Here is a 21397-nt window from a genome sequence, read left to right on the forward strand (position 1 = left end):
TCCTGGTTTAATTCCCCTCTTTCTACTTCGCCGATAACCTGTATTTTAAAGGCCATGCTGTAATCCCGTTGTGTGCGCTTAATGGCTGGTTTTTCCTGCTTTTTCATCTTTAAGTTGATTTAGGGTCAACTTATTTCAGGACGGGACAGTATCCATAAAAAAGGCTTCTTGAAAAAGAGGCCTTTTTTATGCTACATTGTTATCTTTGCAATATGGAAGCACAAAGTTTACCCATCAATTATCTGCCCATTATTTTTCAAATGATTGTTGCGCTTGGTTTTGTTTTTACCACCATGCTGGCAACCCATAAATTAGGCCCTAAAAGAAGTACTAAGGATAAATTGACGCCGTTTGAATCAGGGATTGAAGTGATCGGAAATGCCCGTACGCCCGTTTCTATCAAATATTTTTTGGTCGCCATCCTGTTTGTGCTGTTCGATGTCGAGGTGATATTTATGTACCCTTGGGCAGTAAATTTTCGGGATTTAGGGTCAGACGGCATGATAGAAATGTTCGTATTTATGGGAACCTTGTTGTTAGGCTTTATTTATATTATTAAGAAAAAGGCATTAGACTGGGATTAAGAGCCTGTTCAAAATTTATTCGATAATGTTTTATATGCTTCTTTTATCGTATAAAAATCATTGAGGTCTTGTACCTTTTATACCTAAACAGAATTTACAGGCATAAAAGAAGCATCCTGAATTTTTATGACAGAAATTTAAACCAGTTTTAATAATAGAATTGTTCTAAATAAGTTTATGCTAATTTAGAAGCTATTGCACAAGAAGTTATTATTGTAAATTTGTACTCGTCTTTTTTGTAAGATGGGTTTTTTGGCATTAAATATATGAGTAATATAAAGGTTGTTGAAGCGCCACCGGGCGTAGAAGGATCAGGATTTTTTGCTACTTCATTAGACCAGGCAATTGGCCTTGCCCGTTCGCACTCGTTATGGCCGCTACCGTTTGCTACCTCTTGTTGTGGAATTGAATTTATGGCCACTATGGGTTCGCATTATGATTTGGCCAGGTTTGGTGCGGAAAGGTTAAGCTTTTCCCCCCGTCAGGCAGATTTATTAATGGTGATGGGAACGATTGCAAAAAAAATGGCACCGGTATTACGTCAGGTTTATTTGCAAATGGCAGAACCGCGTTGGGTGATGGCCGTTGGTGCCTGCGCATCAAGCGGTGGTATTTTTGATACTTATTCTGTATTGCAAGGGATTGATGAAATTATTCCGGTTGATGTTTATGTTCCGGGTTGTCCGCCACGGCCGGAAGGGATTATTGATGGCTTTATGAATATCCAAAAATTAGTGCAAACAGAAAGCGGCAGACGGAGGGAAGCACCGGAATACAAAGAACTGCTGGCTAAATACGGGATTCAATAATGGGTAAAATTTCAAACGAAGAGGTAATTAATCAACTTAATTTAAAGTTTGGCGAAGAAGTTGTTTTACTTTCAGAACCTTCTGACCTGCCTAATTTTGAAACTTCCCGTGAGCATATTACCGATGTCCTTTCGTTTTTAAAAACTGATCCTGCACTTCAGTTCAATTATTTGACGGACATCACCGCTGTTCATTATCCCGACAAGGAAAAAAAGTTCGCGGTTGTTTACCATCTGCATAGTTTTGTCAATAATGTTCGTGTAAGAGTCAAAGTTTTTTTAGATGAGGATGACGTCCATATTCCATCGGCAACCGAATTATGGAACGGTGCCAACTGGATGGAACGCGAAACTTATGATTACTTTGGGATTGAATTCGACGGGCATCCTGATTTACGCAGGATTTTAAACGTGGACGACATGACAGTTTTTCCAATGCGAAAAGAGTTTCCCTTGGAAGACCCGAACCGTGTGGACAAAAGAGATTATTTTTTTGGAAGATAAAAGGAGCATACAAGGAATGGAAAATTTTCCTGTTTTTACAGATAACGACCCTCAAGATTCGCCTACCACATTAAACCTCGGCCCAACACATCCGGCCACACACGGCGTGTTCCAAAACGTGTTGCAAATGGACGGGGAAAGAATCGTGAGCGGCGTTTCTACCATCGGCTACATTCATCGAGCTTTTGAAAAGATTGCCGAACACCGGCCGTTTTATCAGATTACACCATTAACAGACCGGATGAATTACTGTTCATCACCCATCAACAACATGGGCTGGCACATGACGGTAGAAAAGTTGTTAGACATCAAAATGCCAAAGCGCGTTGATTATCTCCGCGTAATTGTAATGGAGTTGGCGCGTATTTCAGACCATATTATTTGCAATGGTGTTTTAGGTGTTGATACCGGTGCTTTCACCGGCTTCCTGTACATGATGGAATACAGGGAAGCGATTTATGAAATTTACGAAGAAGTTTGCGGTTCCAGGTTAACAACTAACATTGGCCGTATCGGAGGTTTTGAACGTGATTTTAATCAAATTGCTTTCCGCAAAATCCGTAAGTTTTTGGTTGATTTTCCTATCGTTTTAAAAGAGTTTGAATCTCTTTTTAACCGCAACCGTATATTTATGGATCGTACGCGTGGTGTTGCCCCTGTTGATGCCGAAACTGCTTTAAGTTATAGCTGGAGTGGTCCGATTTTAAGGGCGACCGGTGTTGATTATGATGTTCGTGCTATGGAACCGTACAGTTCTTACGAAGATTTCGATTTTGAAGTCCCGGTTGGCACCAACGGCGATGTTTATAACCGTTTTATGGTTCGAAACGAGGAAATGAAGCAAAGTATGCACATCATTGCGCAAGCTTTGGAAAAATTAGAAAAAGAACCGAAAGGCGTTTTCCATGCCGATGTTCCCGAATATTACCTTCCTCCAAAACAGGAAGTTTATAACAACATGGAAGCTTTGATCTACCATTTTAAAATTGTGATGGGCGAGGTAAAAACACCGGTAAAAGAAGTATATCACGCGGTGGAAGGTGCAAACGGCGAATTAGGTTTTTATTTGATCAATGATGGCGGCCGTTCCCCTTTCCGTTTACATTTCCGCAGGCCAAGCTTCATCAACTACCAAATGTATGCGCCAATGAGCAAAGGAATGCTATTATCAGATGCTATTATCAACATGAGTAGTTTAAATGTTATTGCAGGAGAATTAGATGCTTAAAATTGAAGAAACTACTGCGGTACATGAGTTTTCTCCGCAACTCTACCAGCAATTTCAGGAAATTGTAAAACGCTATCCGGTTGAAAGTGCAAAAGCAGCTTTGTTACCGGTTTTGCATGTGGTGCAGGCAGAATTTGGCTGGTTAAGCGTAGATGCAATGGATAAAGTGGCTGCTTATTTAGACATTCAGCCTATTGAAGTTTACGAAGTTGCTTCTTTTTACACGATGTATTTCTTGCGTCCGCAGGGAAAATACATGCTGGAAGTTTGCCGAACCGGGCCTTGCTGTTTGGTTGGTGCAGAAAAGATCATGAAATACATCGAACAAAAATTAGGTGTAAAAGAAGGCGATGTAACGCCCGACGGCTTGTTTAGCTGGAGAGGTGTAGAATGTTTGGCAGCTTGCGGTTTCGCTCCGGTTTTACAAATCGGGCCGGAATATACTTTTTATGAAAATTTGACGGAAGCTTCTGTTGATCAGCTAATCAGTGATTTAACAATCAAGGCGAATAATTAAATGAAAAGAAGTAAAGTTATTGCGTGGGATGTTGCGTTGATAACTGCATTGATACTGTTTTTATCGGCTAAAAATTGGAATCATTACAATTTAATTTTTGGTTTTGAAATGGTTTTAATCCTTACTTTCAGCTTAAAACATCACATAAATTACTATAAAATAACGGGTAAAATATATTAGCAGTAATGGGTCGCAAATTATTATTAGAACATATAAACGTGCCCGGCATCAATACATTTGATGTTTACCGTTCCAAAGGCGGCTACGCGGCTGTTGAAAAAGCATTAAAAACACTTTCTCCGGAAGATATTGTAGAAGAAGTTAAAAAATCGGGTTTGCGTGGCCGTGGCGGCGCAGGTTTCCCAACGGGAATGAAATGGAGCTTTCTGGCCAAACCGGAAGGCAAGCCGCGTTATTTGGTTTGCAATGCCGATGAATCTGAGCCGGGAACTTTTAAAGACCGTTTTTTGATGACCAAAATCCCGCATCTTTTGATTGAGGGAATGATCATTGGCAGTTTTGCTTTGGGCGCAAAAACTTCTTACATCTACGTTCGTGGGGAAATGATGCCGCAAATCCGTATCCTGGAAAAAGCAATTGCCGAAGCCAGAAACGCAGGATTCCTAGGCAAAAATATTTTAGGAACTGGTTACGATCTGGAATTGTACGTTCAGCCCGGCGGAGGTGCTTACATCTGCGGAGAAGAAACCGCTTTAATTGAATCTTTGGAAGGCAAGCGGGGAAACCCTCGGATTAAACCACCTTTTCCGGCAATTGCTGGTTTGTGGGGCTGCCCAACGGTGGTCAATAATGTTGAATCTATTGCAGCCGTTGTGCCTATCATTCGGGATGGCGGCGAAGAATATGCAAAAATAGGTGTAGGCAGAAGCACCGGAACGAAACTGATTTCAGCTTCCGGGAATATTGTAAAACCGGGAATTTATGAAATTGAACTGGGCGTTCCGGTAGAAGAATTTATTTATTCGGATGAATACTGTGGTGGAATTGCAAACGGAAAACGTTTAAAAGCGGTTGTTGCAGGCGGTTCGTCCGTTCCGATTTTGCCGGCAAATCTTATCACCAAAACCATTAACCAAGAAACCCGATTGATGACTTATGAATCCTTGTCTGACGGTGGTTTTGCAACCGGCTCGATGATGGGTTCCGGCGGTTTTATTGCTTTTGATGAAGACCAGTGCATCGTTCGGAATACCTGGAATTTTGCGCGTTTTTATCACCACGAAAGTTGCGGACAATGTTCGCCTTGCCGTGAAGGGACTGGCTGGATGGAAAAAGTTTTGCACCGTTTGGAATATGGGCACGGAAAATTGAGCGACATTGATTTGTTGGTTGATGTTTCTAAAAAGATCGAAGGAAATACGATTTGTCCTTTGGGTGATGCAGCGGCTTGGCCTGTTGCCAGCGCCATCCGACATTTCCGTGATGAGTTTGAGTGGCATGTAACCGAACCAAAACTTTGTTTACAACGCAATTACGGTTTGGCGCATTATGCCGATCCTTTGCCAAAACCAGAGTCAGCATTGGTTGGATAAAAAATAGGTGGTAAAAGAAGCATCAACATCAATGCTTCTTTTACCACCCTAAAATAGACGCTTAGTTTTAAGTTTTTATTACTGATTGGGAAATTAAAAATGTCAGAAATAGTTAAAGTTAGCATAGACGGGATTCCGGTAGAAGTAGCTTCCGGCACAACCATCCTCAACGCTGCAAGGCAAATCGGAGGTGATGTGGTTCCGCCTGCGATGTGCTATTATTCTAAATTGGCCGGCAGTGGTGGCAAATGCCGTACCTGCTTGGTTAAAGTGAGCAAAGGGTCAGAAAAAGATCCGCGCCCAATGCCAAAACTGGTTGCTTCCTGCCGCACCACCGTGATGGACGGCATGGAAGTGCAAAACATCACTTCGCCGGAAGTGATCGAAGCACGAAAAGGCATTGTAGAAATGTTGCTGATCAACCATCCGCTGGATTGTCCGGTTTGCGACCAGGCAGGCGAATGTTCTTTGCAGGATTTGGCATACGAACACGGCGCGGCCAAAACGCGTTACGAATTTGAACGCCGTAAGTTTGAACGGATTGATATCGGCGATAAAATCCAACTGCACATGACACGCTGCATTTTGTGCTATCGTTGTGTTTTTGTGGCCGATCAAATTACCGATCATCGCATTCATGGTATTTTAAACCGCGGCGATCATTCCGAAATCTCCACTTATATCCATCAGGCGGTTGATAACGATTTTTCCGGAAACGTGATTGATGTTTGTCCGGTTGGTGCTTTAACCGATAAAACTTTCCGCTTTAAAAACCGCGTATGGTTTACAAAACCCGTTGAAGCACACCGCGATTGCGATAAATGCTGCGGAAAAGTAACGCTTTGGTACAAAGGCGAAGATGTTTTACGTGTAACCGGTCGCAAAGATGTTTATGGTGAAGTGGAAGAATTTATCTGCAATACCTGCCGTTTTGAAACAAAGAAAACAGCCGACTGGGTGATCGAAGGCCCTCGCAATGTTTCCAATACCTCGGTTATCAGTTCAAACCATTACGGTTCTTTCAACCTGCCTCCTGTGGTAAAGAAAAACCTGGCTTTGCAGGAATCCAACAAAGAACAATTAGAACGTTTTACCAGATTATAAATGGAATTATCACTTGTTTTAGAAAAATTTATACTGGTTGCGATCATTTTCGGGATCAGTTTGATAGCTGCCATGTATTCTACTTATGCCGAACGTAAAGTAGCTGCATTTTTGCAAGACCGCGTTGGCCCGAACCGTGCCGGCCCTTTTGGTATTTTCCAGCCAATGGCGGATGGTGCCAAAATGTTTATGAAGGAAGAAATCATTCCGACACAATCTAGCGGTTTGTTGTTTATTGTCGGGCCTTCGCTGGCTATTTTAACAGCTTGTATTGGTTCGGCGGTTATTCCCTGGGGACAAAAATTAACCATTGGTTCCCGCGTCATTGATTTACAGGTAACCGATATTAACGTTGGAATCCTGTACATTTTTGGCGTAGTTTCTTTGGGCGTTTACGGCATTATGATCGGCGGCTGGGCTTCCAACAACAAATATTCTTTGTTAGGAGCAATTCGTGCAGCTTCCCAAAACATCAGTTACGAAATTGCAATGGGCTTATCCATCATTGCCTTATTGATGTTAACAGGAACGTTGAGTTTGCGAGAAATTGCAGAGCAGCAACACGGTTTTTGGTCGAACGGATGGTTTACCTGGAACGTTTTCCGCCAGCCTTTAGGTTTTATCATCTTTATCATTTGTGCTTTTGCCGAAACCAACCGCAGCCCGTTTGATCTGCCGGAGTGCGAAACCGAGCTGGTTGGCGGTTATCATACCGAATATTCTTCCATGAAGTTAGGTTTCTACCTTTTTGCAGAATACATCAACATGTTCATTTCCTCAGCAGTAATGGCAACCTTGTATTTTGGCGGTTTTAACTTTCCGTTTATGCACCATTTGGGTTTGTCGGAAAACTTAGTTACTATCCTGGGCGTGGTTGCTTTGTTTATCAAGATCATTTTCTTCATCTTCTTTTTTATGTGGGTACGGTGGACAATCCCGCGTTTCCGCTACGACCAACTGATGGATCTGGGCTGGAAAGTTTTAATCCCGCTTGCCATTGCCAACATCGTTTTAACCGGTGTTTTTGCCACAATTTTTAAATAGTTGCCTTAATCAACATGGAATCATTAACCAATAAAAAGAAAATCCTCGAAGCAAAACCACTCAACTTTTGGGAGCGCGCTTATTTGCCTGCTATTGCACAAGGGCTTTCAATCACCATAAAACACTTCTTTAAAAAACCGGTAACCATCCGTTATCCGGAAGAAAAACGCGAATTTTCTGAAAATTACCGCGGTTTGCATTCGTTAAAAAGAGACGAAGAAGGCCGCGAACGTTGCACGGCATGCGGTTTGTGTGCTTTATCTTGTCCGGCAGAAGCAATTACGATGATTGCAGGCGAACGTCAGCCGGGCGAAGAAAAGCTGTACCGCGAAGAAAAATACGCCGCCGTTTATGAGATCAATATGTTGCGTTGTATTTTTTGCGGTTTGTGTGAAGAAGCCTGCCCAAAAGAAGCAATTTACTTAGACGGCGATATCGTACCATCCGATTTTTTGCGGAAAGATTTTATCTATGGAAAAGACAAACTGGTAGAAGCGCCCTTGAATCAATAGTTTTTATACCTTTGCCCCGGTTTTTGCCCGGAGCAAAGGTGTTTTTATTTCAACCTATGAGTCTATTTTACTTCGTCGCATTTTTGTCTGTTTTCTTTTCGCTGCTCGTGATTTTTTCTAAAAATCCGGTTCACAGCGTTCTTTACCTCATCCTCACATTTTTCACCTTTACCATCCATTATTTTTTGCTGAATGCACAGTTTCTGGGCATCGTTAATTTTATTGTTTACATGGGCGCTATTCTGGTGCTGTTTTTATACACCTTAATGTTGATGAATTTAAATACAGAAACAGAGCCGGTAAAATCAAATCTGCTGAAAATAATCGGTGTAATTGGCGGCGGCTGTTTATTGGTAACGCTGATTGCTTCCTTAAAAATCTCCGGCAATTCAGAACCGGTTATCTTACGAGATCCAAACCTCGGCTTGGTAAAAAATTTAGGCAAAGTGCTGTTCCACCAATTTTTATTGCCGTTCGAGGTTTCCTCAATCCTGCTTTTATCGGCAATGGTTGGCGCGGTTTTATTAGCTAAAAAAGAATCCTGATCTACGATGCAACATATTTCCAACGCCATCCAAACCATTCCGCTTAACCATTATATTTTATTAAGCGCCATCATTTTTTCGATCGGCGTAATGGGCGTTTTGATCCGAAGAAACGCCATCGTCATTTTTATGTCGGTTGAGTTGATGCTGAACTCGGTAAACTTACTGCTTACCGTTTTTTCCATTTACAGGAACGATGCAGCCGGACAAGTTTTTGTGTTTTTCGTGATGGCTTTGGCCGCAGCAGAAGTTGCCGTTGGATTAGCCATCATTGTGATGATCTACCGCAACACCAACACCATAGATATTAATGTTTTGAACCGATTAAAATGGTAATAGCTTTTAAAAATCAAAACGTATTGGCATGATCAGTAATTACATTTGGTTAATCCCAATACTTCCTTTAATGGGGTTTATTATCAACGGTTTAGGCCGAAATACGTTGCCCAAAAACCTGATCGGTTTGCTGGGAAGCTTAGTCGTCCTAATTCCGTTCATCCTGAGCGTGATGCTGTTTTTACAGGTAAAAAATTCAGGTCAGCCGATCAACGTTGCTTATTTTGAATGGATCAAAGCCGGAAAACTATCTATCCCTTTTTCTTTTCTGGTGGATCAGTTAAGCTCCTTGATGCTGCTGATTATAACCGGCGTTGGCTTTTTGATCCATGTTTATTCCATCGGTTACATGCACGATGATGCAGGTTTCGGCAAGTTTTTCGCTTACCTCAATTTGTTCATTTTCTTCATGCTACTGCTGGTGCTTGGTTCCAATTATATCATTTTATTTATTGGCTGGGAAGGTGTTGGGCTCTGTTCTTATTTGCTTATCGGTTTCTGGTTCACCAATCCGGATTATGCTGATGCGGCCAAAAAAGCTTTTGTGATGAACCGGATCGGTGATTTGGGTTTCCTGATCGCTATTTTTGTGATGATCGCCACTTTCGGCAGTGCTTCTTTTACCGATGTTTTTTCTAAAGCGGCTACTTTAAATATTGGCAATCCAACTTTGGTTTTGATCACCATTTTACTGTTTATCGGTGCAACCGGCAAATCGGCACAAATACCTTTATTTACCTGGCTTCCTGATGCGATGGCTGGCCCAACACCGGTTTCTGCCTTAATCCACGCCGCAACTATGGTTACGGCCGGTGTTTATATGATCGTCCGGTCTAATGTTTTGTTTACGTTGGCCCCTTTTACGCAGCATTTAATTGCAGTAATTGGGCTGGCAACTATTCTTTTGGCAGCCATTATTGCGGTAGCACAAACGGATATTAAAAAAGTGTTGGCTTATTCAACCGTTTCGCAGTTGGGTTATATGTTTTTGGGATTAGGCGTTGGCGCTTACACCGGCGCTTTTTTCCATGTAATTACCCATGCTTTTTTTAAGGCACTTTTATTTTTGTGCGCAGGTTCTGTCATTCATGCCGTAAGCGGCGAGCAGGATATGCGTAACATGGGCGGCTTGCGGAAAAAATTGCCGGTTACGTTTATCACGATGCTGATTGGTGCAATTGCCATTTCCGGTATTCCGCCGTTTTCCGGTTTCTTCTCCAAAGATGAAATCCTCGCCCACGTGTTTGAATACAGCAAAACGATGTATGTTTTAGGGGTGATTGGATCAATGTTCACTGCCTTTTACATGTTCCGTTTGATCTACCTTACTTTCTTTGGAAAATTCCGAGGAACACATGAGCAGGAACATCATTTGCACGAATCGTCTTCGTCCATGACCATTCCGTTAATTGTGCTCGCTATTCTTTCTATCGCAGGCGGGTTGATTGGCATTCCTGAAGTTCTGGGCGGCCATCATTGGCTTTCGGCCTATCTTACTCCCATATTTGTTCTAACTACAGCCCAAACTACCGATTTTCATATCGGGCATAACATGGAATTGATTTTGATGTGCATTTCTGCCGGTGGCGCTGTTTTGGCGATCATCTATGCTTATATCAAATACGGCAAAGGCGGAAATATCCCGGCCGAAGAAGGCGGAGAACGTACACCGATTACGGCTTTGGCTTACCACAAGTTTTATATTGATGAACTGTACGACCTGATCATCCGCAAACCTTTGGATGCCACATCCAAGTTCTTCTACAAAGTTGTGGATTTAAGGATTATAGACGGATTGGTAAATGGGTTGGGAAAAGTTTCTGTCGAAAGCAGCAAAGGATTGCGTTTGCTCCAAACCGGGAACGTTGGTTTTTATATTTTCGTAATGGTTATCGGTATCATCGCCATGATGGCTTATAGTTTATTCAGGGTTTAACCGCTTGCAAGATTAAGACATGACAATTATTCTACTCTTTTTACCCCTATTTGCAGCGCTGCTTCTATTGTTGTTTAAAGGTGGTAACGTTAAAAATATTGCCCTTTTCTTTGCCTTGGCCGAATTGGTGGTTACGGGGATTATGGTTGCCGGTTTTCGTGCCGATGCCACTTCACAATATGTAATTGATTATCCCTGGATTGCAGATTGGGGTATCCATTTTAAATCCGGTGTTGATGGCATTAGCATGGTGTTGGTTATCCTGACCACGGTTTTAGTACCGATCATTATCCTTTCTACTTTTAAACATCAGTACAGTAATCCATCTGCTTTTTATGGATTGATCCTGTTTATGCAAACCGGCTTGCTGCTGGTTTTTACAGCGATGGATGCATTCTTGTTTTATGTTGGCTGGGAAACTGCTTTGATTCCGATTTATTTTATTTGTGCGCTTTGGGGCGGAGAAAACCGAATTAAAGTAACCATCAAATTTTTCATCTATACTTTTGCCGGTTCGCTGTTTATGCTGTTGGGCATTATTTATATGTACCTGCAAACGCCCGGGAAAACTTTTGATATTCAGGCTTTTTATCACCTCAACCTGGATGCTTATCATCAAAGCTGGATTTTCTGGGCTTTTTTTATCGCTTTTGCTATTAAAATGCCCATATTCCCTTTCCACACTTGGCAACCGGATACTTATACTACCGCGCCAACCGGCGGAACGATGATGCTATCAGGTATCATGCTAAAAATGGGGATTTACGGCGTCATCCGTTGGTTGATCCCTATCGCGCCGCTTGGGTTCGTCCAATGGCAAAGCACGGCCATTATTCTTTCTGTTATCGGGATTGTTTATGCTTCGCTGATTGCTTTCACCCGAAAAGACGGCAAACGTTTAATCGCTTATTCTTCTATTGCACACGTTGGTTTGATTGCAGCCGGTATTTTTGCCTGGAACATGCAAGGTGTACAAGGCGCGGTCATCCAAATGTTGAGCCATGGAATCAACGTTGTCGGTTTGTTTTTTGTGATGGATATCATCAGCAGAAGGATCAACACACGCGACATCAGCCAAATGGGCGGCATTGCCAAAAGCGCGCCTTTTCTCGCTGCTTCTTTTATCATCATCATTATGGGAACCGTTGCGCTACCTTTAACCAATGGTTTTATCGGAGAGTTTTTGCTGATGAACGGGATTTACCAATACAACATCTGGCTGGTTGCCATTGCAGGTTTGACTATCATTTTCGGTGCAGTCTATATGTTGCGGATGTACAAACGGGTGATGCAGGGCCAAACCAACGCATTGACGGCTTCTTTTACGGATGTTTCCGGTTCAGAAAAAGTTGTTTTGATTACCATTTGTGCTTTGGTGATCATCATCGGCATTTATCCGCAATCCATATTGCACCTTTCGGAAGCAAGTGTAAGCAACCTGATCGAACAGGTGAATCAAAAAATAATATCAGCTAAATAAAAAATGGGTAGTTTAATTACAGTTTCTGTTTTAGCCATCATTGTGTTGTATTTGGGATTATACAAGGCAAACAAAGCATTGCTGCCGGTTACGGTAATTGGTTTGTTGATAGCTGCCGGATTAGCCGCTGCACAATGGAACACGGTTGCCCAGCCTTTGTACAGCGGAATGGTTTTGTTTGATCATTATGCCATTGCGTTTTCTGTCATTACGATTCTTTCTACAATTTTGATCATTCTTCTATCCAAAAATTATTTTGAAAGGATCAGTGTGCATGTGGCAGAATATTACGCCATCATTTTATTCTCCTTAGCCGGAATTTTGGTGATGGTTTCTTACCACAATTTAACCATGCTGTTTATAGGCATCGAAATTATGTCGGTAAGCTTGTACATTTTGGCGGGCATCAAAAAGCGGGATTTTGGGTCAAACGAAGCGGCGATGAAATATTTTTTGATGGGCGCTTTTTCTACCGGTTTCCTGTTGTTTGGTATTACTTTGATCTATGGCACAACCGGTTCTTTTGATCTGGAAGTGGTACGTGATTATATTTTATCCAACCCCCACGGTATTTCTTTTCTGTTCTACACCGGAATTTTATTGATCATCGTAGGCCTGTGTTTTAAAGTTGGTGCCGCGCCGTTTCATTTCTGGACGCCGGATGTGTACGAAGGCTCGCCAACGCTGATTACCGCTTACATGGCAACAGTGGTTAAAACAGCAGGTTTCGCCGCTTTTCTCCGTTTGTTTGCCGTTTGCTTTGCGCCACTGGCCGATTTCTGGACGCCTTCGCTTTTGATCATTACCATTATTACTTTGTTTATCGGCAATATTACGGCCTTGTATCAGCATAACTTTAAACGGATGCTGGCTTTTTCCAGCATTTCGCACGTAGGTTATATGTTGTTTGCCATTGTTGCTTTGGGCGTTGCTTCTGCCAATGCCGTTTTTGTTTACGCCACGGCTTATTCCATTGCTTCCATTATTGCTTTTGGCGTGTTGATGCTGGTGCAGCAACAAACCGGAAACAGCAGTTTTGACAACTTTAACGGCTTGGGAAAAACCAACCCTTTTCTGGCTTTGGTGCTTACCATCTCCATGCTTTCTTTGGCAGGCATCCCTCTAACGGCTGGTTTTATCGGTAAGTTTTTTATGTTTTCCAGGGCATTGTCGCAGTACCAGGTTTGGCTTACGGTACTGGCCGTTATCAATGCCATTATTTCAATTTTTTATTATTTTAGGGTGATTATTGCCATGTACTTTCATCAGGAAGAACGTTCTTCCATCAACATTCCGGCAAACGTTAGTTTTGTTTTAGGCATAGCTGCTTTGGCCACCATCATTATCGGCATCTTTCCGGGTATCATTGCCCATTTAATTTAGGGCCGAATTAATATATTCCAGAAAAAATTGCCCATGCTTCTTTTACCCTATAAAAATTGTTAACCTGCATCAATTTAAATAAAACCAAATGTTTGCCAATTTTAAGGTGGTAAAAGAAGCATGATAGTTGTTAGGTAAACTTTAAACAGGCTATTAGCTTTGGCAGCTAAAACTGCAATTAATTTAATAATTTGTAGTTTTGCAGATTAACATTGCGAATGAAAGAAATCTGGGAACATTTGTCAAACTTAGTGGATGCAGAAGCAATCATCAGCAAGGGCGGAATTTACCTGATCTTTTTTATTGTTTTTGCAGAAACCGGATTGTTCTTCGGGTTTTTCCTACCAGGCGACTATTTACTGTTTTTAGCAGGTATTTTTTGTGCCACTGGCTTGCTGGAGGTTTCCATTTATCATTTACTGGCCACCTTGTTTCTGGCAGGCGTACTGGGCAATTATGTAGGTTACTGGTTTGGGCGCAGCACTGGCCGGATGCTGTTTAACCGCGAAGACTCCTTTTTCTTTAAAAAACGCTATGTGTATATGGCCGAGGATTTCTTTAAAAAATACGGCGGTATGGCACTTGTTTTTGGCCGGTTTTTTCCAATAATCCGAACTTTTGCACCTATCTTTGCAGGCGTTGCAAAAGTTAGTTTTCAAAAATTTACGCTTTTTAACTTGTTGGGGAGCTTTTTTTGGGTGATGCTGCTCACATTGCTTGGCTTTTTCCTGGGCATAAAATTCCCCGGGATCGTTCATTACATGCCCTATATTATTGTTGGCCTGATTGCTTTTACGGCAACGCCTATCGTAATTGCCTATTTTAAATCTGCAAAAAACAATTTTGGCCAAAACGACTTACCAAACTAAAAAATAAATATAAAACACAATTAATCATGACTTCGGAACACTCTTGGCATACCATTCCGCCTGGCGAAAGTAATAACTCTCCTAAAATTGTTAATGCGATTATCGAAATCCCAAAAGGCTCAAAATGTAAATACGAAATAGACAAAGATTACGGCCTGCTCCGGTTAGACCGTGTGCTGTTCTCCTCGGTAATGTACCCGGCCAATTATGGTTTTATCCCGCAAACTTATTGTGATGACAATGACCCGTTGGATATTTTGGTGATCTGTTCGCAGGAAGTGGTGCCGATGTGTTTGCTTGAAGCCAAAGTGATCGGTGTGATGCACATGGTGGACAAAGGCGAACGCGACGATAAGATTATTGCCGTTGCCGCCAAAGATATGTCGGTAAACTATATCAATGATATTTTAGACCTTCCGCCGCATACCGAAGCAGAAATTACACGTTTTTTTGAAGATTATAAAAAATTGGAACACAGTAACGCCGTTACAGTCGAGCAATTTGAAGGTAAAGACGCAGCTTACCGGATAATTGAAGAAAGTATCGAGCTGTACAAAGCAACGTTCCAGAAAGAAATTATTTAATGGGATCCGATCTTGACATTAGCGGTTTTCATGCCTTCTTAACTGTTTTTTTAGTATTTCTAAACGGTTTTTTTGTTGCTGCCGAATTTGCAATTGTTAAGGTACGGTCTTCTCAAATCGAAGTCCAGGCAAAAACCGGTAGCCAGGTAGCCAAAATCACCAAAAGTATTATCCACCACTTGGATGAATATCTGGCTGCCACGCAATTAGGGATCACGCTTGCCTCACTGGGCTTAGGTTGGGTAGGCGAGGAAGTAATGAAAAAGCTGGTTTTTAGCTTATTTGGCTTTTTACACGTTTCCATATCAGGTGTTTTTGCACAAAACCTCGGCTACTTTCTGGCCTTTTTAATTATTACCATCATGCATATTGTTTTTGGCGAACTGGCGCCAAAAACTTTTGCCATACAGCAACCGGTACGAACCAGTTTGTTTGTTGCCTTGCCATTACGTTTCTTTTATGTGGTTTTCCGGCCGTTTATCTGGCTGCTGAATGGTTTTGCCAACGGGATTTTAAAACTGTTTGGGATAAAAAATGTAAGCACAAACGAAGCACACCACAGTTCGGAAGAGTTGCAGTATTTGTTAGACCAGGGTAAAGAAAGCGGCGCACTCGATTCTACTGAGCACGAACTGATTAAAAACGTGTTTGATTTTAATGAGCGGGTAGTTAAAAATATCATGGTTCCAAGGACAAAAATATCCGGCGTAGAACTGCACTTAAATAAAGATGATTTGTTAAACCGGATCATCAAAGAAGGCTATTCCAGGATGCCGGTTTACGATGACACGATGGACAAGATTGTGGGCATTGTGCAGGCAAAGGATATTTTGCCATTATTGGTTAATCAAACTGAATTTAACCTAAATGATATTATCCGAAAGCCTTACTTCATCCCAGAAACGAAAAGGATCAACGATTTGATGGCCGAACTTCAGCTAAGGCGCATCCAGATTGCTATTGTTTTAGATGAATTTGGCGGTACTGCCGGCATGGTTACGATGGAAGATATTGTGGAAGAGATCGTCGGCGAAATACAGGACGAATATGACGAGGAAAAGCCGATTGTAGAGCAAATTACTTCGACGGAATTTGTGGTGAACGCTTTGGCCAGTATTTATGATGTGAATGGGCAATTGCCGCACGACCTGCCTGAAGATGGAGATTTTGATACCGTTTCTGGCTGGCTCGGCGATATTTTTGGCAAAATTCCGGAAGTGGGCGAGCAAAAGGAAGCCAATGGCTACAACATTACCGTTTTAAAAAAATCTGACCAAAACATCGAATCGGTCAAGTTGGAATTGTTGCTGAACGAGGAAGACGTAACCGATAACCATTAATTTCTTTGTAACATGTACTTGTTTTATGCGCCTGACTTGGACACGCAGGATTGCTTTTTAAATGAGGAAGAAAGCAGGCACTGCAGCAAAGTACTCCGTTTGCAAAAAGAAGATACAATAGAAGTAATTGATGGCAAAGGCAATTTTTACCACGCCAAAATTACGGCTGCCAACCCTAAAAAAACCCGTTTTGTTGTTTTACAAACACAGCAGGAATTTGGTAAAAGGAACAATTATTTGCACATGGCCGTTGCGCCAACCAAAAATATCGAACGGCTGGAATGGTTTGTAGAAAAAGCGACCGAAATTGGCATTGACGAGATTACACCGATCCTTTGCCAACGCTCAGAACGTAAAACCATCAACCATGAAAGGCTGAACAAGGTAATCACTTCCGCAGTAAAACAATCGCTCAAAGCCTATTGCCCAAAATTAAACCCGCTGACTGATTTATCAACTTTGATAACCGCGCCAACAGATGCCCAAAAATGGTTGGCACATTGTATGGACACTGAAAAAGTACCGATAAAAGAAGCATTGCGGCCACAACAAAAATATTTAATTTTAATTGGTCCGGAAGGCGATTTTTCTCCGCAGGAAATTGATTTCGCTTTACAAAATCAGTTTGAAGCCATAACTTTAGGAAACAGCCGTTTAAGAACAGAAACGGCTGCGCTGGAAGCTTGTTTTGAAGTCAACTTTTTAAACCGATGATAAAACACCTGCTCGTTTGCTTTTTGTCTTTGTTGAGTTTTACAGAACCAACTTACAAAATTGCCAAAATAAAATACAACGGCGGCGGCGATTGGTATGGCGACCGGACTGCTTTGACCAACCTGATCAAATTTTGCAACGACAACCTAAAAACGAACATCAAGCCCGAAGAAGACGTGGTAGAAGTGGGCAGCGAAACTTTGTTCAACTACCCGTTTGTGTTTTTGACTGGGCACGGAAACATTGTTTTTTCTGCACAGGAAGTAAAAAATTTGCGTAAATATTTAACAGGCGGCGGCTTTTTGCATATTGATGATAATTATGGGCTGAACGAATTTATCCGTCCGCAGATGAAAAAGGTTTTTCCCGAACTGGATTTTGTAGAACTGCCGGCCAACCATCCTATTTTTCACCAGAAATTTGCTTTCCCCAATGGTTTGCCCAAAATCCACGAACACGACGGTAAAAGGCCGCAAGGGTTTGGGCTGATCTACAAAGGCCGTTTGGTTTGTTTTTATACTTATGAATGCGACCTGGGCAACGGTTGGGAAGATTTGGGTACTTACGCTGGCGATACGCAGGAAAGCCGCTTAAAAGCGTTGAAAATGGGCGCTAACCTTGTTCAATATGCTTTAACACAATAAGTTTTTGTGTTGGGTTAAGTTTGATACCGGGTGTTAAAAACAGATGCTTCTTTTACCGGTATAAATGTAGTGCCTGTTTAAACTTTTATTATTGATTACATCATTCATTTACAAGTAATTATCAAGGACACACCCCTAACCCCTCTCGAGAGGGGAAGCATGGTTTGCTACCTTTCCAACGTTTAGAAAGGAGTCGTTTGCAGGTTCCCCTCTCGAGAGGGGCCAGGGGTGTGTCCTTAATTTTTATGCCCTAAAAGAAGCATCCGGAATTAAGTTTAAACAATCGCTCAATTTGTTTCCATGCTTCTTTTACCATATAAAAATTGGTGGCTTCATCAACTTGTACAAATTAAAAATCAAGGCTCAACCAATTTTTAGGTGATAAAAGAAGCATGCCGGATTTTCTTGTACAAATTAAAATAAACCTTTAATGTTATGGGTAGCTTTAGAAGATGAAGGTAGAAATTGTAAAATAAGGTATTGTACTAATAGTTAGTAAGATTAAAACTTATTTTTTCTAATCTTGGATAGTTGTAATTTAGTTTTTATCCAAGTAAAGCATCAACTATTAGTTGTACAAGTTTAGCTTGCCATTAAATCCAGCAAACTTTCTGTTTTAAGGGGCTTCTCTAAAAAGAACTTAACAGATTGGTAGGCACTGATCCTGTCAATATATTGTTTATTAATAGACGAAGTAAGTGCACAAATTAAATGATTGTCTTGGATATTATTTGGCAGGCTTTCAAAAGCTTCTACAAATTCAAAACCATCCATCAACGGCATATAAATATCCAGGATAATAATGCTTTTGGTTGTGGCACCGGTGTTTAAAACATGGTCAAAAGCTTCGTGCGGACTAAAAAAAGATTGAATAGTAAAAGAAGCGTTTAATGTTTGCAGCCTTTTTTTGATCAGGTAACAATCTTCTTTGCTATCGTCAATTATAATAAAATTGGTGATGTCCTGCATTTGATTATTTACTTGGAACCGTAATTACAAATGTTGTGCCTTTATCAAAAACAGAAGTAACAGAAATTTGGCCGCCTATTTTTGTAACGGCATCTTTAACATTGTACAGGCCAATGCCAGATCCAACTTCTTCTGCCGTGGCCCTAAAAAACATGTTAAAAATGTCACCTACAAATTTATCTTGTATGCCTATCCCGTTGTCTATTACTTTTATGGTAGCTGTCCCTATTTTTACTTTGATATCCAATTCGACATATTTGTCCGGATTGTCTTTTTGCTGGTATTTAAAAGCATTTGACAAAAGGTTGCTTAGTATAATTTTAAGCGACATGGTGTCGCTCCTAAACTTATCTTCTTGTTCTACTTTTGTAACAAAGTTTATATTTTTCACCTTGGTAGTTACCTTAAAGTTTTCTACCTGGTCTTTTACAACCTCTGCAAAGTTCACTTCTTCAATTTGCAGTTCGCCTTGTTTTAAACTGTAATAATCATGGATGTTGAGGATAAAAGTATCCAGCTTTTTAACTGATTTTTCCATCAGCCGTAGCATCTCTTTTATTTCGTCAATATTATCAATGTATTGCGCCACATCTGCGGCACCCATAATACTTAGCAACGGCCCGCGCAGGTCATGCGATACGCTATAGGCAAACTTTTCCAGTTCTTTATAGGCCTTTTCCAGCTCGGTGTTTTTTACCGAAAGCATGGAAGTAACCATGTAAAACTTGTTGGCCTGTTCAATACAGGAAATGATGTCCTCTTGCTGGTAAGGCTTTCTTAAATACCTAAAAATATTGCCGCGGTTGATCGAATCAATAACCGATTCTACATCGGTAAAACCAGTCAGCAGGATACGCACGGGCAGCGGATAAGTACGTTGGATTTCTACAAAAAAATCAACGCCGCTAATGTCTGGCATGCGCTGGTCGCAAAAGAAAACACGGATGTCCGGGTTGTTTTGCAGGTGCTGGCGGGCCTCATCACTGTCGAGGGCTACCAAAATGGTATAATTTAACCTAAATGCAGCTTTAAACCCAATCAGGTTTTCAGGCTCATCGTCCAGGTACAAAACTTTAATTTTATCCGTGCTGCTCACTTTGGTAGTCTTCTAATAGGTAGTCGTCAAATATAAGGTGTAATTTTAATATAAAGGTTGTCCCTTCGCCTTCGGCCGAATTTATATCAATCTCGCCATGGTGTTTTTTAATCGTATTGTACACGATAGACATGCCCAGGCCAGTACCTACACCTACGTTTTTGGTGGTAAAAAAAGGCTCAAATATTTTGTTCTTTGTTGCTTCGCTCATGCCGGTGCCATTATCTGCAATGGTAATCAGCAAATACTTTTCATCGCAAGCGGTTGTTATTTCTAAAACCCCGCCAGGCTCCTTGCCAAATTTTTCGTCAATGGCATAGATTGCATTAGAGATAATGTTTAAAAACACTTGGTTCAGTTTGCCCGGAAAGCATTCGATCACCGGAATTTGGCCAAAGTTTTTGATTACCTGAATATTTTTGCCGATGATATTGTTGGCAACCAGCAGCGTGGAGGCCAGGCCTTCGTTGATATCGGCTTTTTTAAGGTCGTCCTCGTCCAGGCGGGCAAATATTTTCAGCCCTTTTACAATTTCGGCCGTGCGTGAGGCGCCTTCGTGTATTCCGTTCAGCAATTGGCCGATCTCCAATTTCAGGTAGTCAAAATCAATTTCTTCCTTGTAATCGTCAATTTGCTGTTGCTTTTCGTTGGCCGGTATTTCCGATAAGCCTACGTTTTCCATCGTTTGGATAGCATCCACCAGCAGGTCAACATCGCGTTTTAGGGGTTCAATATTGGCCGAAACAAAATTGATCGGGTTGTTGATCTCATGGGCAATGCCCGCGGTAAGCTGCCCCAACGAAGCCATTTTTTCTGCTTCTACCAATTGTGTCTGGGCTTCTTTCAAATCAGTAAGGGTCTTGTTTAAATTTTTGTTCGTCTCTGAAAGTTCAAATGTACGTTCTTCTACCTTGTGTTCCAAAATAATATTTTGGTTTTTTGTTACTTCAGCTTTTTCTTGTGCGGCAACCAGTGCCTGTACCTGCAATTCTTCTTTTTCTTTTTTGTATGTGTTTATTTTATCTGCAAGGGCGAAAGATAGTAATATAGTTTCTAAAGCAGAACCTATTTGTAAAGAATAATAAGTTGCATTATTATAAGGTAAAATATTAAAGTTTCTTAATACAAATACTATAACTGCTAATAAAAGTACAGACCAGGCTACTAAATAAAAAGAAGCAGGTTTATAACCTTTCTTGAAAATTTTATAACCAATAAAAAAGCCGAATAAAGAAGCCGCGCCAGCAGTAATTTGTACTAATTGTGCGGATAAATGAAGAAGCCCTAATAACCCTAAAATAAAAATAAATATGTATATAAAAATAAATACATCAAAAACAATAACATACTTTGGTGCATATTTTTTTACTAAAAGAAACTTTTTAACAAACATAAATGCAAATATTCCTGATAAAACCGGAAAAAATAAAAGCATCAAATTTGCTAAATACATTGAATCTGGATATATGAAGCGCGGCAAATAACTTTGAACACAAGCTTGTGTTAAACCTACTGATAGAATATAGGATACATAATATAAATAAGTAATATCTTTAATTGTAAAATATATAAAAAAATTATATAAAAACATTACAATTATAATTCCGGCATATATTCCAAAAATTAAATCTGTGTTATACAGTGATT

The 21397-nt window shown here is 40.9% G+C and carries 22 protein-coding genes and 1 pseudogene; 19 read left to right on the plus strand and 4 right to left on the minus strand.

Going from position 1 to position 21397, the window contains the following annotated elements; genetic code table 11:
• Positions 1-212 precede the first annotated feature (212 nt).
• The 19 genes from V5804_RS00545 (at position 213) to V5804_RS00635 (ending at position 17685) form a co-directional block, all read left to right on the plus strand.
• Positions 213-584 (plus strand): NADH-quinone oxidoreductase subunit A, encoded by a 372-nt coding sequence (locus V5804_RS00545; protein WP_369589423.1) that lies wholly within the window; start codon positions 213-215, stop codon positions 582-584.
• A 266-nt stretch (positions 585-850) separates the two neighbouring features.
• Positions 851-1393, plus strand: coding sequence for an NADH-quinone oxidoreductase subunit B (locus V5804_RS00550; protein ID WP_299284733.1), 543 nt, complete (start codon positions 851-853; stop codon positions 1391-1393).
• Entirely contained in the window at positions 1393-1896 is a 504-nt protein-coding gene (locus tag V5804_RS00555; protein WP_369589424.1) for an NADH-quinone oxidoreductase subunit C, read from the plus strand. The genes V5804_RS00550 and V5804_RS00555 overlap by 1 nt, the downstream gene beginning before the upstream one ends.
• A gap of 16 nt (positions 1897-1912) precedes the next feature.
• Positions 1913-3124, plus strand: coding sequence for an NADH-quinone oxidoreductase subunit D (locus V5804_RS00560; RefSeq protein ID WP_369589425.1), 1212 nt, complete (start codon positions 1913-1915; stop codon positions 3122-3124).
• Complete coding sequence (gene nuoE, locus V5804_RS00565) at positions 3117-3641, plus strand: NADH-quinone oxidoreductase subunit NuoE (RefSeq protein ID WP_369589426.1); 525 nt, start codon at positions 3117-3119, stop codon at positions 3639-3641. The genes V5804_RS00560 and nuoE overlap by 8 nt, the downstream gene beginning before the upstream one ends.
• Positions 3642-3826: 185 nt before the next feature.
• The gene (gene nuoF / locus V5804_RS00570) at positions 3827-5194 is read left to right on the plus strand and encodes an NADH-quinone oxidoreductase subunit NuoF (RefSeq protein WP_369589427.1); all 1368 of its coding nucleotides are present in this window, start codon (positions 3827-3829) and stop codon (positions 5192-5194) included.
• A gap of 99 nt (positions 5195-5293) precedes the next feature.
• Positions 5294-6298, plus strand: coding sequence for a 2Fe-2S iron-sulfur cluster-binding protein (locus V5804_RS00575; RefSeq protein ID WP_369589428.1), 1005 nt, complete (start codon positions 5294-5296; stop codon positions 6296-6298).
• Positions 6299-7342, plus strand: a complete 1044-nt coding sequence (nuoH, locus tag V5804_RS00580; protein WP_369589429.1) for an NADH-quinone oxidoreductase subunit NuoH — start codon at positions 6299-6301, stop codon at positions 7340-7342.
• A gap of 14 nt (positions 7343-7356) precedes the next feature.
• Entirely contained in the window at positions 7357-7854 is a 498-nt protein-coding gene (locus tag V5804_RS00585; protein WP_369589430.1) for an NADH-quinone oxidoreductase subunit I, read from the plus strand.
• A gap of 56 nt (positions 7855-7910) precedes the next feature.
• A complete protein-coding gene (locus V5804_RS00590) occupies positions 7911-8399 on the plus strand; it encodes an NADH-quinone oxidoreductase subunit J (protein ID WP_369589431.1) in 489 nt (162 codons plus the stop codon).
• Between the two features lie 6 nt (positions 8400-8405).
• Positions 8406-8735, plus strand: coding sequence for an NADH-quinone oxidoreductase subunit NuoK (gene nuoK / locus V5804_RS00595; RefSeq protein WP_299284763.1), 330 nt, complete (start codon positions 8406-8408; stop codon positions 8733-8735).
• A gap of 31 nt (positions 8736-8766) precedes the next feature.
• Positions 8767-10671 carry an NADH-quinone oxidoreductase subunit L gene (nuoL, locus tag V5804_RS00600; protein ID WP_369589441.1) on the plus strand — a complete coding sequence of 635 codons (1905 nt, stop codon included), beginning with the start codon at positions 8767-8769 and terminating at the stop codon, positions 10669-10671.
• A 19-nt stretch (positions 10672-10690) separates the two neighbouring features.
• Positions 10691-12151, plus strand: coding sequence for a NuoM family protein (locus V5804_RS00605; protein WP_369589432.1), 1461 nt, complete (start codon positions 10691-10693; stop codon positions 12149-12151).
• A 3-nt stretch (positions 12152-12154) separates the two neighbouring features.
• A complete protein-coding gene (locus V5804_RS00610) occupies positions 12155-13534 on the plus strand; it encodes an NADH-quinone oxidoreductase subunit N (protein ID WP_369589433.1) in 1380 nt (459 codons plus the stop codon).
• A gap of 218 nt (positions 13535-13752) precedes the next feature.
• Positions 13753-14403, plus strand: coding sequence for a DedA family protein (locus V5804_RS00615; protein ID WP_369589434.1), 651 nt, complete (start codon positions 13753-13755; stop codon positions 14401-14403).
• A gap of 26 nt (positions 14404-14429) precedes the next feature.
• Positions 14430-14987, plus strand: a complete 558-nt coding sequence (locus tag V5804_RS00620) for an inorganic diphosphatase (RefSeq protein ID WP_369589435.1) — start codon at positions 14430-14432, stop codon at positions 14985-14987.
• A complete protein-coding gene (locus V5804_RS00625; protein WP_369589436.1) occupies positions 14987-16327 on the plus strand; it encodes a hemolysin family protein in 1341 nt (446 codons plus the stop codon). Before V5804_RS00620 ends, V5804_RS00625 begins: the two co-directional genes overlap by 1 nt.
• Before the next feature lie 12 nt (positions 16328-16339).
• Positions 16340-17041, plus strand: coding sequence for a 16S rRNA (uracil(1498)-N(3))-methyltransferase (locus V5804_RS00630; protein ID WP_369589437.1), 702 nt, complete (start codon positions 16340-16342; stop codon positions 17039-17041).
• Entirely contained in the window at positions 17038-17685 is a 648-nt protein-coding gene (locus V5804_RS00635; protein WP_369589438.1) for a DUF4159 domain-containing protein, read from the plus strand. Before V5804_RS00630 ends, V5804_RS00635 begins: the two co-directional genes overlap by 4 nt.
• 582 nt (positions 17686-18267) lie before the next feature.
• Here the strand turns inward: V5804_RS00635 and V5804_RS00640 are convergent.
• The 4 genes and pseudogenes from V5804_RS00640 to V5804_RS00655 all read right to left on the minus strand — a co-directional run.
• The gene (locus V5804_RS00640; RefSeq protein WP_369589439.1) at positions 18268-18654 is read right to left on the minus strand and encodes a two-component system response regulator; all 387 of its coding nucleotides are present in this window, start codon (positions 18652-18654) and stop codon (positions 18268-18270) included.
• A gap of 4 nt (positions 18655-18658) precedes the next feature.
• Positions 18659-19750 (minus strand): ATP-binding protein, encoded by a 1092-nt coding sequence (locus tag V5804_RS00645; RefSeq protein WP_369589440.1) that lies wholly within the window; start codon positions 19748-19750, stop codon positions 18659-18661.
• A complete protein-coding gene (locus V5804_RS00650; RefSeq protein ID WP_369589442.1) occupies positions 19734-20738 on the minus strand; it encodes a sensor histidine kinase in 1005 nt (334 codons plus the stop codon). The genes V5804_RS00645 and V5804_RS00650 overlap by 17 nt, the downstream gene beginning before the upstream one ends.
• 42 nt (positions 20739-20780) lie before the next feature.
• Positions 20781-21392: pseudogene (locus V5804_RS00655) on the minus strand (7TM-DISM domain-containing protein); the annotation flags it as partial.
• Between the last annotated feature and the right edge of the window lie 5 nt (positions 21393-21397).

Source organism: Mucilaginibacter sp. (genome assembly GCF_041088075.1).
In the GTDB taxonomy this organism is placed as follows: Bacteria; Bacteroidota; Bacteroidia; order Sphingobacteriales; family Sphingobacteriaceae; genus Mucilaginibacter_A.